At 38.8% G+C, this 17,089-nt stretch carries 19 protein-coding genes and 1 pseudogene; 12 read left to right on the top strand and 8 right to left on the bottom strand.

The features are described 5' to 3' along the window. Positions 1–180, top strand: coding sequence for a hypothetical protein (locus V6C71_12795; GenBank protein ID HEY9769350.1), 180 nt, complete (start codon positions 1–3; stop codon positions 178–180). 21 nt (positions 181–201) lie between these two features. On the opposite strand, the gene rdgB is transcribed toward V6C71_12795, so the two are convergent. From rdgB to V6C71_12780, 3 genes are all read right to left on the bottom strand, one after another. Then, entirely contained in the window at positions 202–786 is a 585-nt protein-coding gene (rdgB, locus tag V6C71_12790) for an RdgB/HAM1 family non-canonical purine NTP pyrophosphatase (GenBank protein ID HEY9769349.1), read from the bottom strand. Between the two features lie 97 nt (positions 787–883). Next, the gene (locus V6C71_12785) at positions 884–2,323 is read right to left on the bottom strand and encodes a phosphoglucomutase/phosphomannomutase family protein (GenBank protein HEY9769348.1); all 1,440 of its coding nucleotides are present in this window, start codon (positions 2,321–2,323) and stop codon (positions 884–886) included. Between the two features lie 110 nt (positions 2,324–2,433). Further along, a complete protein-coding gene (locus V6C71_12780) occupies positions 2,434–2,841 on the bottom strand; it encodes a hypothetical protein (GenBank protein ID HEY9769347.1) in 408 nt (135 codons plus the stop codon). A gap of 211 nt (positions 2,842–3,052) precedes the next feature. Between V6C71_12780 and V6C71_12775 the strand changes: the two genes are divergently transcribed. From V6C71_12775 to V6C71_12760, 4 genes are all read left to right on the top strand, one after another. Continuing rightward, complete coding sequence (locus V6C71_12775) at positions 3,053–3,880, top strand: photosystem II manganese-stabilizing polypeptide (GenBank protein ID HEY9769346.1); 828 nt, start codon at positions 3,053–3,055, stop codon at positions 3,878–3,880. Between the two features lie 746 nt (positions 3,881–4,626). Further along, on the top strand, positions 4,627–5,403 hold the full coding sequence (locus V6C71_12770; GenBank protein ID HEY9769345.1) for an RNA polymerase sigma factor SigF: 777 nt from the start codon (positions 4,627–4,629) through the stop codon (positions 5,401–5,403). Positions 5,404–5,507: 104 nt separating this feature from the next. Beyond that, positions 5,508–6,275, top strand: a complete 768-nt coding sequence (locus V6C71_12765; protein HEY9769344.1) for a hypothetical protein — start codon at positions 5,508–5,510, stop codon at positions 6,273–6,275. A 166-nt stretch (positions 6,276–6,441) separates the two neighbouring features. Next, on the top strand, positions 6,442–7,038 hold the full coding sequence (locus V6C71_12760; GenBank protein HEY9769343.1) for a PAP/fibrillin family protein: 597 nt from the start codon (positions 6,442–6,444) through the stop codon (positions 7,036–7,038). 84 nt (positions 7,039–7,122) lie between these two features. Here V6C71_12760 and pcrA read toward each other — a convergent pair whose 3' ends face one another. The 4 genes and pseudogenes from pcrA to V6C71_12740 all read right to left on the bottom strand — a co-directional run bounded on the left by pcrA (position 7,123) and on the right by V6C71_12740 (position 10,473). Further along, entirely contained in the window at positions 7,123–9,441 is a 2,319-nt protein-coding gene (gene pcrA, locus V6C71_12755; protein HEY9769342.1) for a DNA helicase PcrA, read from the bottom strand. Positions 9,442–9,750: 309 nt separating this feature from the next. After that, positions 9,751–9,921: a hypothetical protein gene (locus tag V6C71_12750; GenBank protein HEY9769341.1), complete on the bottom strand. Its 171-nt coding sequence runs from the start codon at positions 9,919–9,921 to the stop codon at positions 9,751–9,753. Positions 9,922–10,039: 118 nt separating this feature from the next. Further along, positions 10,040–10,321: pseudogene (tnpA, locus tag V6C71_12745) on the bottom strand (IS200/IS605 family transposase). After that, positions 10,303–10,473 carry a hypothetical protein gene (locus V6C71_12740; protein HEY9769340.1) on the bottom strand — a complete coding sequence of 57 codons (171 nt, stop codon included), beginning with the start codon at positions 10,471–10,473 and terminating at the stop codon, positions 10,303–10,305. The pseudogene tnpA and the gene V6C71_12740 overlap by 19 nt, the downstream one beginning before the upstream one ends. Before the next feature lie 75 nt (positions 10,474–10,548). On the opposite strand from V6C71_12740, the gene V6C71_12735 reads away from it, so the two are divergent. Both V6C71_12735 and V6C71_12730 read left to right on the top strand, forming a co-directional pair. Beyond that, positions 10,549–11,226: an SAM-dependent methyltransferase gene (locus tag V6C71_12735; protein ID HEY9769339.1), complete on the top strand. Its 678-nt coding sequence runs from the start codon at positions 10,549–10,551 to the stop codon at positions 11,224–11,226. 199 nt (positions 11,227–11,425) lie between these two features. Beyond that, the gene (locus V6C71_12730; GenBank protein HEY9769338.1) at positions 11,426–11,860 is read left to right on the top strand and encodes a DUF29 domain-containing protein; all 435 of its coding nucleotides are present in this window, start codon (positions 11,426–11,428) and stop codon (positions 11,858–11,860) included. A gap of 62 nt (positions 11,861–11,922) precedes the next feature. On the opposite strand, the gene V6C71_12725 is transcribed toward V6C71_12730, so the two are convergent. Further along, positions 11,923–12,075, bottom strand: a complete 153-nt coding sequence (locus V6C71_12725; protein ID HEY9769337.1) for a hypothetical protein — start codon at positions 12,073–12,075, stop codon at positions 11,923–11,925. Positions 12,076–12,515: 440 nt separating this feature from the next. Here V6C71_12725 and V6C71_12720 point away from each other — a divergent pair, with 440 nt between their 5' ends. The 5 genes from V6C71_12720 to V6C71_12700 all read left to right on the top strand — a co-directional run bounded on the left by V6C71_12720 (position 12,516) and on the right by V6C71_12700 (position 17,013). After that, on the top strand, positions 12,516–13,250 hold the full coding sequence (locus tag V6C71_12720; GenBank protein ID HEY9769336.1) for a 15,16-dihydrobiliverdin:ferredoxin oxidoreductase: 735 nt from the start codon (positions 12,516–12,518) through the stop codon (positions 13,248–13,250). A gap of 152 nt (positions 13,251–13,402) precedes the next feature. After that, positions 13,403–14,149 (top strand): phycoerythrobilin:ferredoxin oxidoreductase, encoded by a 747-nt coding sequence (locus V6C71_12715; protein ID HEY9769335.1) that lies wholly within the window; start codon positions 13,403–13,405, stop codon positions 14,147–14,149. Positions 14,150–14,924: 775 nt separating this feature from the next. Next, positions 14,925–15,443 (top strand): phycocyanin subunit beta, encoded by a 519-nt coding sequence (locus V6C71_12710; protein ID HEY9769334.1) that lies wholly within the window; start codon positions 14,925–14,927, stop codon positions 15,441–15,443. An 87-nt stretch (positions 15,444–15,530) separates the two neighbouring features. Next, the gene (gene cpcA / locus V6C71_12705; protein ID HEY9769333.1) at positions 15,531–16,019 is read left to right on the top strand and encodes a phycocyanin subunit alpha; all 489 of its coding nucleotides are present in this window, start codon (positions 15,531–15,533) and stop codon (positions 16,017–16,019) included. Positions 16,020–16,200: 181 nt separating this feature from the next. Next, positions 16,201–17,013 (top strand): HEAT repeat domain-containing protein, encoded by an 813-nt coding sequence (locus tag V6C71_12700; protein HEY9769332.1) that lies wholly within the window; start codon positions 16,201–16,203, stop codon positions 17,011–17,013. The last annotated feature ends 76 nt before the right edge of the window (positions 17,014–17,089 follow it).

Genomic DNA, 17,089 nt, shown 5'->3' with positions numbered 1-17,089 from the left:
ATGCAAGGTAACATAATGATCGCCCTATCTTTATTATTTTGGTTTGCCCCTGTTGCTCTAACAATTCACCTGGCCATAAACCAAGCTGAATCTAATAGTTACAAGAAAAGACTGGGTTATATTTATGCTGGACTTTGGGCGATCGCTTTTCTCGGTTACGGCTGGCTATTTCTGAAGTAATCAGTAATAAATAATAAGTATTTATACTTGTTCGCTCAATTGTTTTAACTCAGGCATTAGTTGGGCAAATGCAACCCCCCGATGACTAACTTTTCCTTTGGTTGAAGCAGACATTTCGGCAAAAGTCTGTTGTTGCGCTGGGACAAAAAAGATTGGATCGTAACCAAAACCATTATCGCCACGAGGAGAATATAATATTTCACCTGGACATATCCCTTCAGTTTCTAAAACAATCTCACCATCAGGATTGGCGATCGCTACTGCACAGATAAATTTTGCCTGTCGGTTACTGGTATCATCTAATTCTTGCAATAAACGATTAATCCGAGCTTCGTCAGTCTGACCATAACGTGCCGAATAAATTCCTGGCGCACCATCAAGGGCATCTACCGCTAAACCCGAATCATCGGCGATCGCCCACTTTCCTACTGCCTTTGCTACTTCTGATGCTTTTAAACGAGCATTGGCGATAAAAGTAGTCTCCGTTTCTTCTATATCTATTACCGCAGGTTTTAATTCTAACTGCCAAGGCAAACCAGTTAGGTACTCCTGCATCTCTTGCAACTTACCAGGATTTCCTGTAGCAACCACCAGTTTTTTTGCCATGATTGATTTTGCTATTAATTAAAAAGACCATAAATATTGTAGGGGTAAGGCATTGCTTACCCCTACTGTTAAATGAGCGATCTTTGGAGATCGCCTATTAAGAGTTTGCCCAATCTTTCGCCCATTCTAAAACCTTGTGTACTTCTGGCATAGTGGGAGCTTGACAATAAAGGCGTAATACTGGCTCTGTACCACTAAAGCGAATTAGCAACCAAGTATTATCATCCAGCCTAAATTTATAGCCATCAACATCGAGACAATCGCTCACAGGCATTCCTGCAACTTCCTTGGGAGTCGCATTTTGCAAACGCTTCAATAACTTAGCGCGGACATCCATACTAGCTAGGGGAAGATCGATGCGATCGTAGTAAGCCGTAAAATTGGTTTTCTGCTGTAGCCGAGCATATATAGCCCCTAAATCTTCTCCAGACTCGACAACTGCTTCTAAGACATAAAGAGCTGATAACAAAGCATCCCGTTCGGGAATATGCGTACCGTAACCAATCCCCCCAGATTCTTCTCCACCGATCATCACTTCGGCGTTGAGCATTCTGTCGCCGATGTATTTATAGCCAATAGGTGTCTCATAGACAGAACGTCCATATATTTGAGCCAAACGAGGAATTAAATCTGAACCGCTGACAGTCTTGACAATTTCTCCTGTAAAGCCTTTACGTTCTGCTAGATGCTCGATCAAAATGGGAATCAATACTTGGGAACTCAGGAAATTACCTTCTGCGTCTGCACCAGCAATACGATCGCTATCTCCATCAAATACCAGCCCAACTCTGATGCTATCAGGATATTGGCTTGCTCCTGATTTAATCGCCTTAAAAAAGTCAGGGAGATATTTCGGCAGAGGTTCGGGCGCGCCTCCGTTAAACAGCGGATCTCGATCGCTATTGATCTCTTCTACCGCACAGCCTAAAAGACGTTCCAAACCAGTAGCTGCTGCGCCGTGCATTACGTCTACGTATACTTTTAATTTTCCTGAAGCGATCGCATTTTTAATGGCTGCAATATCTACTTTTTGCTGCAATCCTTGACAATAACTCGTCCAAGGATCGAATTTTTCTAGTTTTCCTGGTTTTTCAGCTTTGGGTACAGGCTGACCAATTTTCGCCTCAATCTGTTCGGTAATTTCTGGCGGCACAGAACCACCAAAAGCACTTTTAACTTTTAATCCTAAATATGCAGCAGGGTTATGAGATGCGGTCATCACAATTGCTCCAAGAGCATTATGAGCTTTTGCTGCCCAACTAAATGCGGGGGTAGGAGCAAAACACTCAGATAATAATACATCAAATCCCGCTTCTTGTAGTGCTTCTGCGGTCAGTTGGGCAAAATCTTCTGCCATAAAACGGCGATCATAGCCAACAATCACGGTACGATTATTAGCGGTATCTCCATAATTATCTGCTAAGACTTGAGCTGCTATCGGTGCTAGCATAGCTACTCGCTCAAAGGTAAAGTCAGCAGCAATTACCCCACGCCAACCGTCTGTACCAAATTTAATTGGATTAACAGTAAAAGCCATATAACCAAAAATTTAACAATTAAGAATAACACCTTCCAGATTAACCGTTTCTCTGAAGTTTGAACACTAAAAAAGAGTTACCGCCAAATTATCGATCTTCAACTCATTTTCTAAAGTTCTTCTGATTCAGTTTGCTGCGGGAAGCTAGCCTTTTTTTGAGGGTAATCAACTTTAGATTTGATGATTTCTATGTTTTGTAACAAATCTTTTAATTTCATTCTTTCTATGTACGGCCAGCCACCTTTTTCTTCTATATCTTTAACAAATTGATATAAATCGTTGCGAGTTTGAGGCAGTGCAGATTCAAAATACCTCACTCTAATTTGGCGATGGATTTGTTCTAAATCGCGTAACAAAGACAACAAAAATAAACTATCGTTCTGATGTTTCTCTGCCAAGGCACATAGATCTTTTGCGGTTTCTTTTAGAAGGCTATCTGAATCAATCGAGTTTATATCTTGGTCTTGAGTCATTTGCCATGTAAGAGTAAAAATGAACTTTTTGTCTACTTTAGCCAAAATTTACCATAATCATAAACCGATTAGCGAATACTTGTTGCTAAGTTAAGCACGTTGTTAAAAAGATATTTTTGAGCGATCGAATTATTGGTAGTCCTTATTTGGTAGAGTAGATAGCATCTATAAAAATGGCTAATTTCTTAAGAAGAGCCTATTTTCAACATCTTTCGCGCTCGATGTTAAATCTAAAATTGACAAAATGAAGTTGACTATGAGATACCGTACAATTATTGCCAGTCTTCTAGCATTATGCTTAGGAGTACTGAGTGCCTGTAGTAATTCTAGTGACGTAGGTAGAAACGAACTTACGTACGATGATATTGTAAATACTGGAATTGCTAATACTTGCCTAGAACTACCTAATAGCAGTCGTGGCACTATTCCTGTTAAAGCAGGTGAAAAATATACTATCCGAGACTTATGTCTGGAACCTAGGGAATACTTTGTTAAAGAAGAACCAGTTAGCAAACGCCAAAAAGCTGAGTTTATTCAAGGCAAATTATTAACTAGATACACCTCTACCCTCGATCAGATCCAAGGCATTATTGACGCCAACGATGATGGAACTTTAACCTTTACTGAAATTGATGGTATTGATTTTCAGCCTGCTACTGTTTTGTTACCTGGAGGCAAAGAAGTTCCCTTCCTCTTCACGATGAAACAATTTCAAGGTACTACCGTAGCAAATGCTAACAGTATCAATACCTCGACTGACTTTGAAGGTGAGTTTAAGGTACCTTCTTATCGCGGACAGGTATTTTTAGATCCTAAAGGTCGTAGTCTTGCTAGTGGTTATGATAATGCCGTGGCTTTGCCTGGACTAGCTGATGACGCAAGATTTTCTAACGCTAACGTAAAAGAATTTGTTTCTCGTAAAGGAAAAATGTCTCTTAACGTTACTAAGATAGATAGCGAAACGGGAGAAATTGCTGGGGTATTTGAAAGCGAACAGCCTTCTGCAACTGACTTAGGAGCAGAAGAACCAGAAGAAGTAAAAGTTCGCGGTATTTTCTATGGCAGAATTGAATCCAATGCTTAATAATCAATTAAATAAATATATGCTATTTAATTAAGCAGTCAATTCTAAATAAATTAGCAATTATTGGGGGCAAATGCCCCTTTTTTTATGCCTTTGAAAAGACACAGACTGTTCAATAAAAATTCAGGGTAAATCAAGCAAATAGATACCAAGAGTAAACTTAAAAATAATTTTTGCTCGATTTAGCGCTCAATTTAATCAAGCATATTACTCTATATTTGTCAGACTATTTTTTCAGCTTACTAGTTGAAAATTTTGTGTTCTAAGTGCCATAAAAGTAACATTTTAAATAAAATCAATAGTCAGTTTTTTTCTATATATAGCACTACGTATAAAAGTTAGGATAATTTTATTTGATTGCTACTTACTACTTACGAGCCAATAGTTGAGGACACGTCTTTTGAGGTTTCCTCAAAAGCTCGTGATGTCCGTTTTCTATCCTAATCTAATTTTCTACGGCTATAGTTCGATATTCTTCTCAAATTACATAGCTATCTACTATATATCTTTATATAATCTCAAATTACTATTAGTAAATCTACTTAGAATAGTGAGTGTTCTTACATAAAACTAAGTGTAATTCTGGTCTAGATTTAAACCTTATTAAATAAAAATAGTATAAATGCTGTTGTTTTATAGACCAAAGAAACAATAAGCTGTAATTGTTTCTGAACCAGCTTTATTCAAATCAAGTAAATTAGTAACTTTAAAATTATAAATTATTCTCTATCTAGGGACTAAATTTGATGACAACTTGTGTTAATAAAAATATAAAACTAGACAGTCTTTATCTATTCCAGCAATACCAAAAAACACCATTGACCAAGGTAAGAAATGAGATTATGGAGCTGAATTTTGGTCTAGTTAAAAAAGAAGCGTATCATTGGATAAGTCAATGTAATGAGAGCTTTGAAGACCTATTACAAGTTGGTTCAATAGGATTAATTAGAGCGATAGAACGTTTTAATGTCGAGAAAGGAAATGCTTTTAGTTCTTTTGCTATACCCTACATACGAGGCGAAATTCAACACTATTTGAGAGATAAAAGTTGTACTTTAAGGATTCCGCGACGTTGGTTAGAATTACGGCAACAATCGATCGCTTTTGTCCATGATTTTCGCGAAGAACATCATCGTCAGCCTACTAATTTGGAAATTGCTCAGTACTTAGAAGTATCTGTCAAAGAATGGCAAGATATTAAATTAGCGTATCAAAATCGTAAACCTTTGAGTTTAGATGTTTCGGTTAATAACGACTTAAATAGTCAGATCAGTTTATGCGATCTTGTTGCCGATCCTAAACATCGCAGCTTTCATTTAGTTTATGAAGATCGGGTTCGTCTTCAGCAAAGTTTGGCTGAATTAGAAGACCGTACTAGAAATGTTTTGGAGTTTGTTTTTTTACATGACTTGACTCAGAAGGAAACCGCAAAAATGCTTGGTATTAGCGTGGTAACCGTTTCTCGTCAATTAAAAAAAGGTTTGAATTTACTAAAGAAGTCTATGACACAAGAAACCCCTTAATTTTTAGGCTCTAGCTGATTTGAAAATCAACTATTATCTTGAAGTCGGAATTGTTTGGTTACAGATTAAATTAGGTAATCTTAATCGATACTTAGATAATTATTATGAATAAAGCTGTATTGTTGATATTAACAGGAACGTTAGCTTTGCTAACTCAAAGCTGTTCTTTTTTCGCTGACTTTGCTGATTCTAAAAAAGAACTAGATGAAAATACAGCTAAGCCTATTCCTTCGGAGATAAATGCCTCACAACAGGCTGAGAATCAAGAAGTGGAAGCAGAATTTACTGATTTAGAAGAGGAAGTTGAGCCTACTCAAGAAATTGTTAATCTAATTCCGGCAACTAATCCTGATGTTAGAGTTAGAAGTATTATTCGTGGTAGGAATGATCCTTTCTCCGTAGTCACTTTAAATCCACGCATCAAAATTGAGCCAAAAGAAGAAAAGCCTGCAAGTTCTCCAACAGTTCCTACCAATACGCCAAGCCAACCTGCTCAACAGACGAACCAGGACAACAATACAAATGCAGATTTGCCCCAACCCAAACCGCCAGTAGAGCCAACTTTGGCACAAAATGTCGTTGTTTCAGGGCTGTATCAAGCTAATGGTAGAACAAGATTAATTGTTCAAGCACCAGAAGAAAGCACGAGTCGTTATGTTGAGGTTGGGGAATACTTATCTAATGGTCAAGTATTAGTTAAGAGAATCGTTCAAAATCAGTTATCTTTACCCTTAGTTATTTTGGAGCAATCGGGGATAGAGGTATCTAAAACAATTGGTGAAACTTCAGAAGCGGCCAACGGAGATCTTAGTTCTTTGCCTGAAAAAACTCTGAGCAACAAAACTTGGGTATCTAGTATTTCTTTAAACTAGAATTGAGCCAACAGCAAGCATCTGGTTGAATTATTTAAAAACAAGCGATCGCGGAATCTTAATTTCCCTGGTCGTTTTTCTGTTTTTAAGATAATCATAAACTTAAATAAGTCGATAAAATATTATAGTTAGTCGGATTAGAATTGTTGATTTGGGACAAGGGATTATGAGTAAAAAAGCAGAATTGTTAGAAGCGATCGCTGGAAAGAATCGTGGTTTGCTGGTTAACGAAATTGATAATGTTCGAGTTCTCTCGGCAATTCAACGGTTAGAAGATGATAATCCGACTCAAAAACCTTTAGAAGCTAAGGATTTGCTTAATGGTGACTGGCGTTTGTTATATACTACGAGCAAAGGTCTTCTTGGTTTAGACCGTTTTCCCCTGTTTAAGTTGGGACAAATCTATCAATGTATTCGCGTCTCAGAAGCCAAAGTTTATAATATTGCGGAAATTATCGGCTTACCAATGCTAGAGGGATTAGTCAGCGTTGCTGCAACTTTTGAACCCGTTTCCGAAAACCGAGTTAACGTAATGTTTGAACGCTCGATTGTTGGCTTACAGCGTCTACTTAGCTACAACAGTCCAGCTAAACTTATTCAGCAAATTGAGTCTGGCAAAAAGTTTTTTCCCTTTGACTTCAAAATTGACCGTGGAGACCAAAAAGGCTGGCTAGATATTACCTACTTAGATGAGGATATGCGAATTGGTCGAGGAAATGAAGGGAATGTTTTTGTTCTTACCAAAGAAACTTTTCTTGACTAATTTTGCAGCAAGTAAGCAAAGAAAAACCCTTTGCCTTTTAATTCGTAACTAGGCAGAACCTAAAAATCTGCTATTTGAAGTCTATTAATCTTCCACTTTCTCCATCGGGGCGACTTTAGGAATGATCTTAGTTACTCCCATGCTCAGAAATTTGACGGCTAAAGTGGCTTTCTTGCCGCTTCCCAGAACATGAGTAATTTCTCCAGCGCCAAACTCAGAATGCAAAATGCGATCGCCCACACTCCAATCAATTTCTTGACCAGGGAGTGTTTTTTGAGCGCGAGTACGGCGGCGATAGGTACTAGCTACATTGATATTACTATTAATTAACTCCCCTGGAAGTTCCATTAAAAATTGGGAAGATACGGCAAGTTCTCTAGTTCCCCAAAGACGGCGTTCTCTGGTGTAAGTGAGAAATAGCTGTTCTTGAGCGCGGGTAACTCCCACGTAGCATAAACGACGTTCTTCTTCTATTTCTAAAGGATCGTTTAAAGTTCGGTTGTGGGGTAATAAACCCTGTTCCATACCTACTAGAAAAACTACAGGAAATTCTAAACCTTTAGCCGAATGAAGCGTCATCATCGAGACTTTTTGCTGTTCTTGGTCTAAACCATCTAAATCTGACGCAAGAGAGGCACTGGAGAGAAATGCATCTAAGCTAGTTTCTTCATTGTCTTCCTGAAACTGCTGCACTGCATTATATAGCTCATAAATGTTAGCAATACGGTTATCGGCTTCGTCTGTTCCCTGCTGCTGTAACTCTTTGACGTAACCCGACTGTTCGATGATATGACTCAATACTTCTGCCGCCGTCAGATTTTCTAGCTGATCTCTAGTCTCTTGAATCATCTGTGCAAACTGATTCAAGGATTTAGCAGCGCGTCCCCCCATAGTATTAACGGAGGTTTGATCGTTAACTATTTCCCAGAGGGGAATACCCATCTGTTGAGACGCATCCATCAGCCTGTCCATGGTTGTTTTACCGATACCCCGACGAGGACTATTGATAATTCGCAGCAGACTAACCGTATCTTCAGGGTTAACAATAATGCGCAGATAAGCGATCGCATCTTTAATTTCTTTACGGTCATAGAATTTCAAACCCCCCACAATATTGTAGGGAATATTATTGTGCAGCAGTAAATCTTCAAAAGGGCGAGACTGAGCGTTAGTACGATATAAAATCGCAAAATCGCCCCAGTCTATTTCAGGATTGTTTTCCTTAATTTGCTGCATCTGCTGCACGACAAACCGCGCCTCTTCTTGTTCTTCATCCGCTTTATACAGATATATTTGTTCTCCGACTCCTCGCGTAGGCTTAAGAACTTTATCAATCCTTTGGCTATTGTGAGCAATCAAGTGGTTGGCTGCTTGCAATATATTCTCGCGGGAACGATAGTTTTCTTCCAGCTTAATCATGGTGCGGGTATCTTCATCAGGTAAACCATCACCAAAATCTTTTTGAAAATCTAGCAAAATCGTAAAGTCAGCTAGACGGAAAGAGTAAATAGACTGATCCGCATCTCCGACCACAAAAAGCGATCGCCTATTCCAATTCCACTCACTTTTATTAGTCTCGCCATTAGTCGCCAGCAACCGAATTAAATCATACTGAATACGGTTGGTGTCCTGATATTCATCGACGAGAATATGCTGAAATTGCATATGCCAATAGCCCAGAATAGACTCATTCTGCTGAAATAACTTGACAGGAACCCAGATTAAATCATCAAAATCCAAAGCATTATTCGCAGCTAGCCGAGACTGATATTCATTATAAATTTCTGAGACGACTCGCCCGCGATAACCAGGCTCTTGTTTGGCAAAATCTTCGGGAGTCAAACCCTGGTTTTTGGCATTACTCACTGTGTAGCGAATCTTGCGGGGGTCAAACTTCTTGTTATCTAAATTTAATTCTTTAGTAACAATGTTCTTGAATAAACTCTGAACATCCGATTCGTCAAAGATCGAAAAATTGCGTTTCCAAGTACGTCCCCGCTCATCCTGATACTTATTAATATCGAAGCGTAATAGCTTGGCAAAAAGACTATGGAAAGTACCAATCCACAGCTTCTTAGTCGTTCTTTTATATACCCTGGACTTTAACGCCTTTTGTTCGTACTCAGTTAAAAACTCCAGCCGTTGTCCATGTTGTTGTAGGGCCAACTCTGTGGCAAAAATATACTCAATCCTTTCACGCATCTCCCGCGCAGCTTTATTGGTAAAAGTCACTGCCAAAATATGTTCTGGATCGACACCACGATTACGAATCAAATTAGCAATACGATAGGTTAAAGCTCTAGTTTTACCCGATCCTGCCCCTGCCACTACCAACATTGGGCCACAGTAATGTTCTACAGCAAGGCGTTGTGAAGGATTGAGATGGCTCAGAAAGTCAGTCATGGTGCAAGGATGTCCTAAAGGATTAGCTTCGCGTCAGGAATGAAATAGTTTATTCTACCTACGTTGTTTATGTTATCAACTATTCCCCACCCGATCTTAAAACTATTATCAGGTAAAAAAATTTATTAATGCTCAATCTAATCCCCAAATTAAATCCACCTCATAAAGGCGAAACTGCTCATCTGCACTCATCAAATAAATATTTTCGGCGATTACGCTCCAAGCGCTTGCCCTAAAGGATATGCCCGTGCATGATTTGCCAATCACGGATTCACGGATAAACCGCACTCCGCCCTTCGGTCTCGTAGCTTATCCTTTAGGACTAGCTGAGTCTTTAGGACTAGCCTCGCGTCGCACCCGAATGGGTGTAGCCGAAGGCATCGCCGTTGCTATTAAAATGCGGTCAAAAGGATCGCGATGATGTAATGGCAGTCGGTAGACTATAAATATGTGATAGTTGTTTGACCAACGGTCAGGCATATGCGAAGCGGTATCCTTTAGGAAGCCCTGTCGTTTTATATGCCCTAAAGGACGACGCGAAGCTAGTCCTTTAGGACGGCAGGGAACCTGACCAAAACTTTGGGATACAAGCCTCGCCCTACGCTACGCTGAAGGGCGACTTTCTTTTTCTAATATACTTTATTAAAACTTCGATGGGCGCACCTCCTACCGACACTGCAAAGTAGCTAGGACTCCATAATGCTTTTCCGCCTCTAGGTTTGGTAAATCCCGCTTGTCCATATCTACGACTGGATACACCTTTTAGAGCATTAACTATTTTAGAAACAGATAGCTTAGGTGGATACTCAATCAGGGCGTGGAGATCTTCTTTCTCTACATTCATCTCCAAAATTTGCATATTCATCTTTTTTGCCACATCATGAAACACTTGAAATAAGAAACCCGATAACCTGGATATTCTTGAGAATCTAAATGCTGATAGTCTAACCAGTTAGCTTCATTAATAGTCAATATTTGGTCATTTTGAGCAAATTTATGGCGATCAATTGGTAAATTCGACCAAATAAGCATAATAAATGCTGATTTGATCATTATGACTGTAATCACTAGTATAGAAATTTATCAGGCATGGAGAAGTAATACATTATGGTGATGAAACTAGACAAGGTAGTTCCCTTCGGGCGATCGCTTGATGAATATACTAAGATGTTCGATCTATCTTCTGAAGATCTGCAAAAAGGTATTTTAGGAGTGGGAGATGGTCCTGCTAGCTTTAACGCCGAAGGTACGGTAAAGGGATACAAAATTACTTCCATCGATCCGATTTATCAGTTTGATGGTGCAGAAATCAAACAAAGATTTGATGCAGTAGTAGACAATATTATCGAGCAGATAATTGCTACGCCCAACAATTGGGTGTGGAGCTATCACAAAAACCCTCAAGAGTTGAAGGTTAGCCGAATTAAAACCCTAGAAACTTTTCTTCAAGATTATCAACTGGGTAAGCAAGAAAATAGATATCAAGCTCAAGAATTACCTAATTTAGATTTTGCCGCTCAAAGTTACGATTTAGCATTGTGTTCCCATTTTTTGTTTTTATATTCCGAACAATGCGATTGCGATTTTCATGTAGCTGCGATCGAGGAAATGCTAAGAGTCAGCCAAGAAGTCAGAATATTTCCTTTATTAACCTTAATGCAGGAAACTTCTCCCTATTTGGATTTTGTCATCAACAAATTTAGTAATTTGGGATATTCAGCTTCAATAGTAAAAGTATCTTACGAACTTCAACCAGGAGCAAACAAAATGTTGGTAATTAAGTAGGTGGGTATAATTAAATAGAAAATAGTGATGATCGAGGTTAGGGTTTAAAGAAAAAATTGAAGGTTCGAGTTTTATCCTAAAGGATACACTTCGTTATAAATTATTTCGCCTACCTACTTAAACAAAGATAAATTAGAGTTTGCGAACTGTTTATGATTACTAAATACTTATATATTTGATTTAAAAAAATATTTTAAAAATGTTACAGAATAAAAATGATATTGATCGAGAATATGATTCTTGGTTGCTAGAGCAAGTCGAAATACTGCGCCAGAGAGATTTTGAAAATTTAGATGTGAACAACCTAATTGAGGAGTTAGAAGCTTTGGTAAGGGGTGAAAAATCATCAATAGAGCAGTTTGCTTATCTAATCATGCTTCATCTTTTATTGGTTGATTATTGGCACGAACAAGCTGAATGGACTCGCGATCGCTGGGAGGCAGAAATCACAGGATTTCGTTTACAGCTAAATAATAAATTAACAACTAATCTACACAAACATCTTAGTGATCGCCTTGATTTTCTCTATGATAAAGCACGTAAAGCTGCAATCAAAAAAACTAAAAGTAGTATCCAAGGCGATCGCTTTCCTCTAGCTAGAAAATACAGTTTAGAAGATATTTTGAATGATTAAATATTCTAGCCTAATCTATTATTAACGAGTATTTAGTTATCTCAATCGAAGTGCTGAGCGATTCATTCCTCAATTGTTTGTTGTGGACAGTAAATAATAGTATTTTCATTTGCTTGTGGTAAAGCAAAAGTTTTTTTCATTTCTTTAATAATCTCTTGCTTTACCTGATTTCTTGTTTGAGCTTGGTTATTTGCTACGATTCTTTTTCGTCCCAACTAATATCATTCAGTACTATTGTTTGTCCTGGTGGAACTATAATTTTTTTTACTTCTAGTAGCATAGTTATTTAAATGGCGATCGCCTAATTAATTTAATGCTCATAAGGATCGTAATCAAAGTAAGGTTTTGCATTGCTATTGCTGACCAACGGTCCATGCCGTTTCCGTCGTGTCTTGGCGAGCATTCACGGTTAAACCGCACCGAGGTCCTTGCCCTAAAGGACTAACTTCGTGTCGCACCCAATGCGGTGGGTGCTTGTCCTTACCGCAATGAGGATAAACGCCTTACGTCGATATGCCCTAAAGGATATGCGGCGGAGTAATCTGTGACTTACGGTTTTCGTAAAGCTTTGTTGCTTTGTCCTCATAAAAAGAGACTAATAGCCAACTCCTTTTTTATTCTGGTACGGAGGCATACTGTATATAGCAATAATTATATGTTCGCGCCCTTTAAAGAATATTTAGAAGAAGAACTTTTTAAACGCTTTGATTTACGTAGTCGCTCTATTCCCGCAGGATTAGAATCTAACGTTAGTGCTAGGGGCAAAAACTCCGCCACTATTCAGAGTTGGTGCTATCAGTCGGAGCAACTGAGGAAGATCCGCTATTCATATATAGATGCAGGAGAAACTGCTCAAGTATTTAATAGCGTTATTTATCCTGCTCATCATTACGATATTCCTCTATTAGGGGTGGATTTTCTTTCCTTTGGCAAGAAGAAAATTTTAGTGGTAATGGACTTTCAACCATTATTTCGCGATCGCGCTTACATCGACAAGTATATTGAGCCAATGCGGGATATTCGGGATAAATATAATGAATTAGCCCAAGATCTAGAAATGAAATTCTATGATGCTAATCAATATTTCTCTAAATATTTACTGTTTGCCAAACTTGATTCGGAAGCCGTAGTTAATCGACTGTTTCCCGCTTTCCAAGAATATCTTGATTTATATTGGCAGATGCTGGCAGATGCTGAACCTTTAACTAATCCAGAAGATATCCAGCGTATCGTTACAGCGCAAAAAGAATACGATCAGTATAGTGCTGAAAGAGATCCTGCTCATGGCTTGTTTAGCAGCTATTTTGGCGCAGAATGGTCAGAAAAATTCTTGTATAAATTTTTGTTTGAATATGCTTCTCCTTTGGCAGTATCATCTGCTAGAAAATAGTTACCTAATAAATCTAAACATTGAACATAGTTAATCAAAAGCTAAGAGCTATATGCGTAGCGGTATGCTAAAGCACTAGCCCTAAAGGATTAGCGCCTGGAGGCGCGTCCTTTGCGTCGTCCTTATAGGAAAAGCTAAAAGCTTTGAACAATATGACCTTATATCAGCCTTTTATCGATCATGCGATCGCTACTTTACAATCTAGATTAGACTTACAGCCTTATCCCATTCCCGCTGGGTTTGAACACAAAGAAGGAGTGATGGGCAAAGGCAAAAAGCAAGAGTCTGTAATCACAACTAGTCACGGCTTTAAATCTGACAAACTAAGACAAATCAGGGCAGCTCATGTTCAAGGAGGAAGCTCGCTTCAGGTGCTAAATTTGGTAATTTTTCCGAAGCTTAACTATGATTTACCATTCTTTGGCGCAGATTTAGTTACCCTGCCTGGGGGACATTTGATTGCGATCGATATGCAGCCTTTATTTAGTCAAAATGAAGCTTATCAGGCTAAATATACTGAGCCGATTCTGCCAATGTTCCATAAATACCAACAAGATTTACCTTGGGGTGGAGATTTTCCCCAAGAAGCTCAACAATACTTTTCGCCTGCTTTTTTGTGGACTCGTCCTTCAGAAACCGAAGTAGTTGAAACTAAGGTATTTAAGGCTTTCAGCGATTATCTAGATGCCTATATAAACTTTGTAGAACAAGCTGAAGAAGTGCAGGACCGACAGCAATTATCAGCGATTCTTCAGGCTCAAAAAAGCTACACCAACTATCGAGCTGAAAAAGATCCGGCTAGGGGGATGTTAACTCGTTTATATGGCTCACAATGGACAGAAGAATATATTCATGGTTTTCTGTTTGACTTGGAGCGAACTTTAGCTATAGCTAGCTAAATGTCTCGAATAAACTATTTAAACTAAGCTAATTTACTGGTAATGCCATAATTAGCCTAATTTTTTCTGATTAAATATTTAATTGCTATGGTGGCAGCCAATCAGCTAATTGTTGATAAAAGTAACAGTCGATTGCTTTAAATTACAAAAGGCTAAGATAATAAACTATGACAATACTTGTTTCTTATAAGTCTTTACCTTATCTAGTCGATTATATTTGTTCTCAACAGGTTAGCTATTTGCTAAACAGTAAAGAATTGAAGCTTTGTCTTTGATTTTGAGTCAACAAATAATTAATCATTCAACGTAATAAGAAACAAAAGCTGGCTAAAAACTTAACAAAAATGAATTTTTGTTAAAATATATTCAGTCAGAGAAAGTCTGTGACCGTTGGTCAAACTAGGAAAATTAACAAGATGTAACAAATAATGGTTCGTTGTCGTTGTATAAAAGTTATCTGAGGGGGAAATGCCTGTTGGCGAAGCCTAAGTAGGAATCGTACAGTGCAGGTTCAGTACCATCAAGGTTGGCGAAATGCTATGAGCGAGCGCGGTAAATTTATCACTTTTAGGGTTTTTTATTAAGAGTGTAAAGTTTTATTAGGTGACTTAATAAACTCTTGCTGGGTGGCTAGAGAATAGTAATTTAGCACCTTCGACAACTGACCGCTTTCTCTAAGCTAGCTTTAGCTAGTGGCCGAAAGTAGTTTTTAAGTTAAGATTCCTTTTTGAAGTTCAACTAAACCAAATTTAATTCGAGTAGGAGATTATTTATAATGTTCGACGCATTTACTAGAGTAGTGTCTCAAGCTGATGCTCGTGGTGAGTTTCTATCCACTAGCCAATTAGATGCTCTAAGTGCAATGGTTGCAGCAAGCAACAAACGTATGGATTCAGTTAACCGCATTACTGGTAACGCTTCCGCTCTTGTGACAAACGCAGCTCGCGCTTTATTTGCTGAGCAACCTCAGTTAATTTCTCCTGGTGGTAATGCTTACACTAGTCGCCGTAATGCAGCCTGCTTACGTGACATGGAAATCATTTTGCGCTATATCACTTACGCTGTCTTCACTGGTGACGCAAGTGTTTTAGAAGATCGTTGTCTAAATGGGCTACGTGAAACTTATTTAGCTTTGGGTACTCCTGGTGCTTCCGTAGCAGTTGGCGTTCAAAAAATGAAAGAAGCAGCTTTAGCAATTATTAACGATCCCAACAACATCACCACTGGCGACTGTAGTGCTATTTCTTCGGAAATTGCTGGCTACTTTGACCGTGCTGCTTCCTCAGTAGCCTAGTGAAGAAGAGCAATTGCTCTTTTGGACAACGCAAATCAACTTTTGGTTGTTTAGAAAAAATTAGTAAAATAAGGTAACATCACAACTATGAAAACTCCTCTAACTGAAGCAGTATCTTCTGCTGATTCCCAGGGTCGTTTCTTAAGCAGCACTGAAATTCAAACCGCTTTTGGTCGTTTTAAACAGGCTAATGCTTCTTTAGAAGCAGCTAAAGCGTTGACTAGCAATTCTCAAAAATTGATTGATGGTGCAGCCAACGCAGTGTATTCCAAATTCCCTTACACTACTAGTACTCCTGGTCCTCAATATGCTTCTACACCTGAAGGTAAAGCAAAATGTTCTCGTGACATCGGCTACTACATCAGAATGGTAACTTACTGCCTAGTTTCTGGTGGTACTGGTCCTCTGGATGAATACTTAGTAGCTGGTCTAGACGAAATCAATCGCGCTTACGAACTTTCTCCTAGCTGGTATATTGAAGCTCTTAAATATATTAAGAGTAATCATGGTTTGAGTGGAGATGCTGCTACTGAAGCAGAGAGTTACTTAGACTACGCGATTAACACACTAAGCTAGAATTGGCTAAATTTTAGCTACAGGTTATTAGTCTGTCCTAAAGAAGATAGACACCCAACAAAAATCAAAATATTTGATTAGATGAAGCGATACTCAGAGGAGTATGCGAATGCCAGCATTGAGGCTAGTATTTGTTTACTTTTCTGAGTATTGTCATGTTTGAAGCAAAGAGAGATAAAAGATGAAAAATGAGGAAAAAAATGACGCGGAACAGCTAACGGTAGAGCAAGCGATCGCCAACCTGAAACAAAAAGAAGATTTAGGTGCGCGATATTATGCTGCATGGTGGCTGGGAAAATTTAGAGTGCGAGAAAGCGAGGCGATCGCAGCTTTATTGATGGCATTGGAAGATGAACAAGACCGCGCTCCCGATGGGGGGTATCCCTTGCGCCGCAATGCTGCTAGAGCTTTAGGTAAACTGGGAGACAAAAATGCTGTAGAGCCGTTAACTCGTTGTTTAAAGTTTCCTGATTTTTACGTCAGAGAAGCTGCTGCTCAAGCTTTAGAAATGTTGAATGATGGTCAATGTATTCCTTCGTTGATCGAGCTATTAAATGGAGGAGTAGCAGCAGCTACTAGAGTGACCGGTAGACCCCATTTAGTCCAGCCTTATGAAGCAGTAATTGAAGCCTTGGGAACATTAGGAGCAACCGAGGCAATTGAGCTTATCGAGCCATTTACGCAGCACCCGACCGAAAAGGTAAAATATGCTGCTGCCAGGGCGATGTATCAGCTAACTAGAAAAGACAGGTATGGAGAGATGTTGATTGAAGCATTATCTGGAGATGATTTGCAGCTGCGTCGTTCAGCTTTAATGGATCTGGGTGCTGTGGGCTATCTCAAAGCGGGTCAGGCGATCGCTGATACTTTAGCTGAAAATAGCATGAAGTTGATTGCGCTTAAAGGATTATTAGAAACCAATTTATCAAATCAGGAGCTAGAAATATCTACCGAGAGTATTAACATAATGAACTTAATGGATTCGCTTCTGTGATTGATGGTTATCGCAGTAAAAGCGATCGCATTTTGCCTAACAAATAAAAAGTAGTAAAATTATCTTTGACTGCAAT

The sequence above is a fragment of the Coleofasciculaceae cyanobacterium genome (genome assembly GCA_036703275.1).
In the GTDB taxonomy this organism is placed as follows: Bacteria; Cyanobacteriota; Cyanobacteriia; order Cyanobacteriales; family Xenococcaceae; genus Waterburya.
This window is presented reverse-complemented; position numbering and strand designations above follow the sequence as displayed.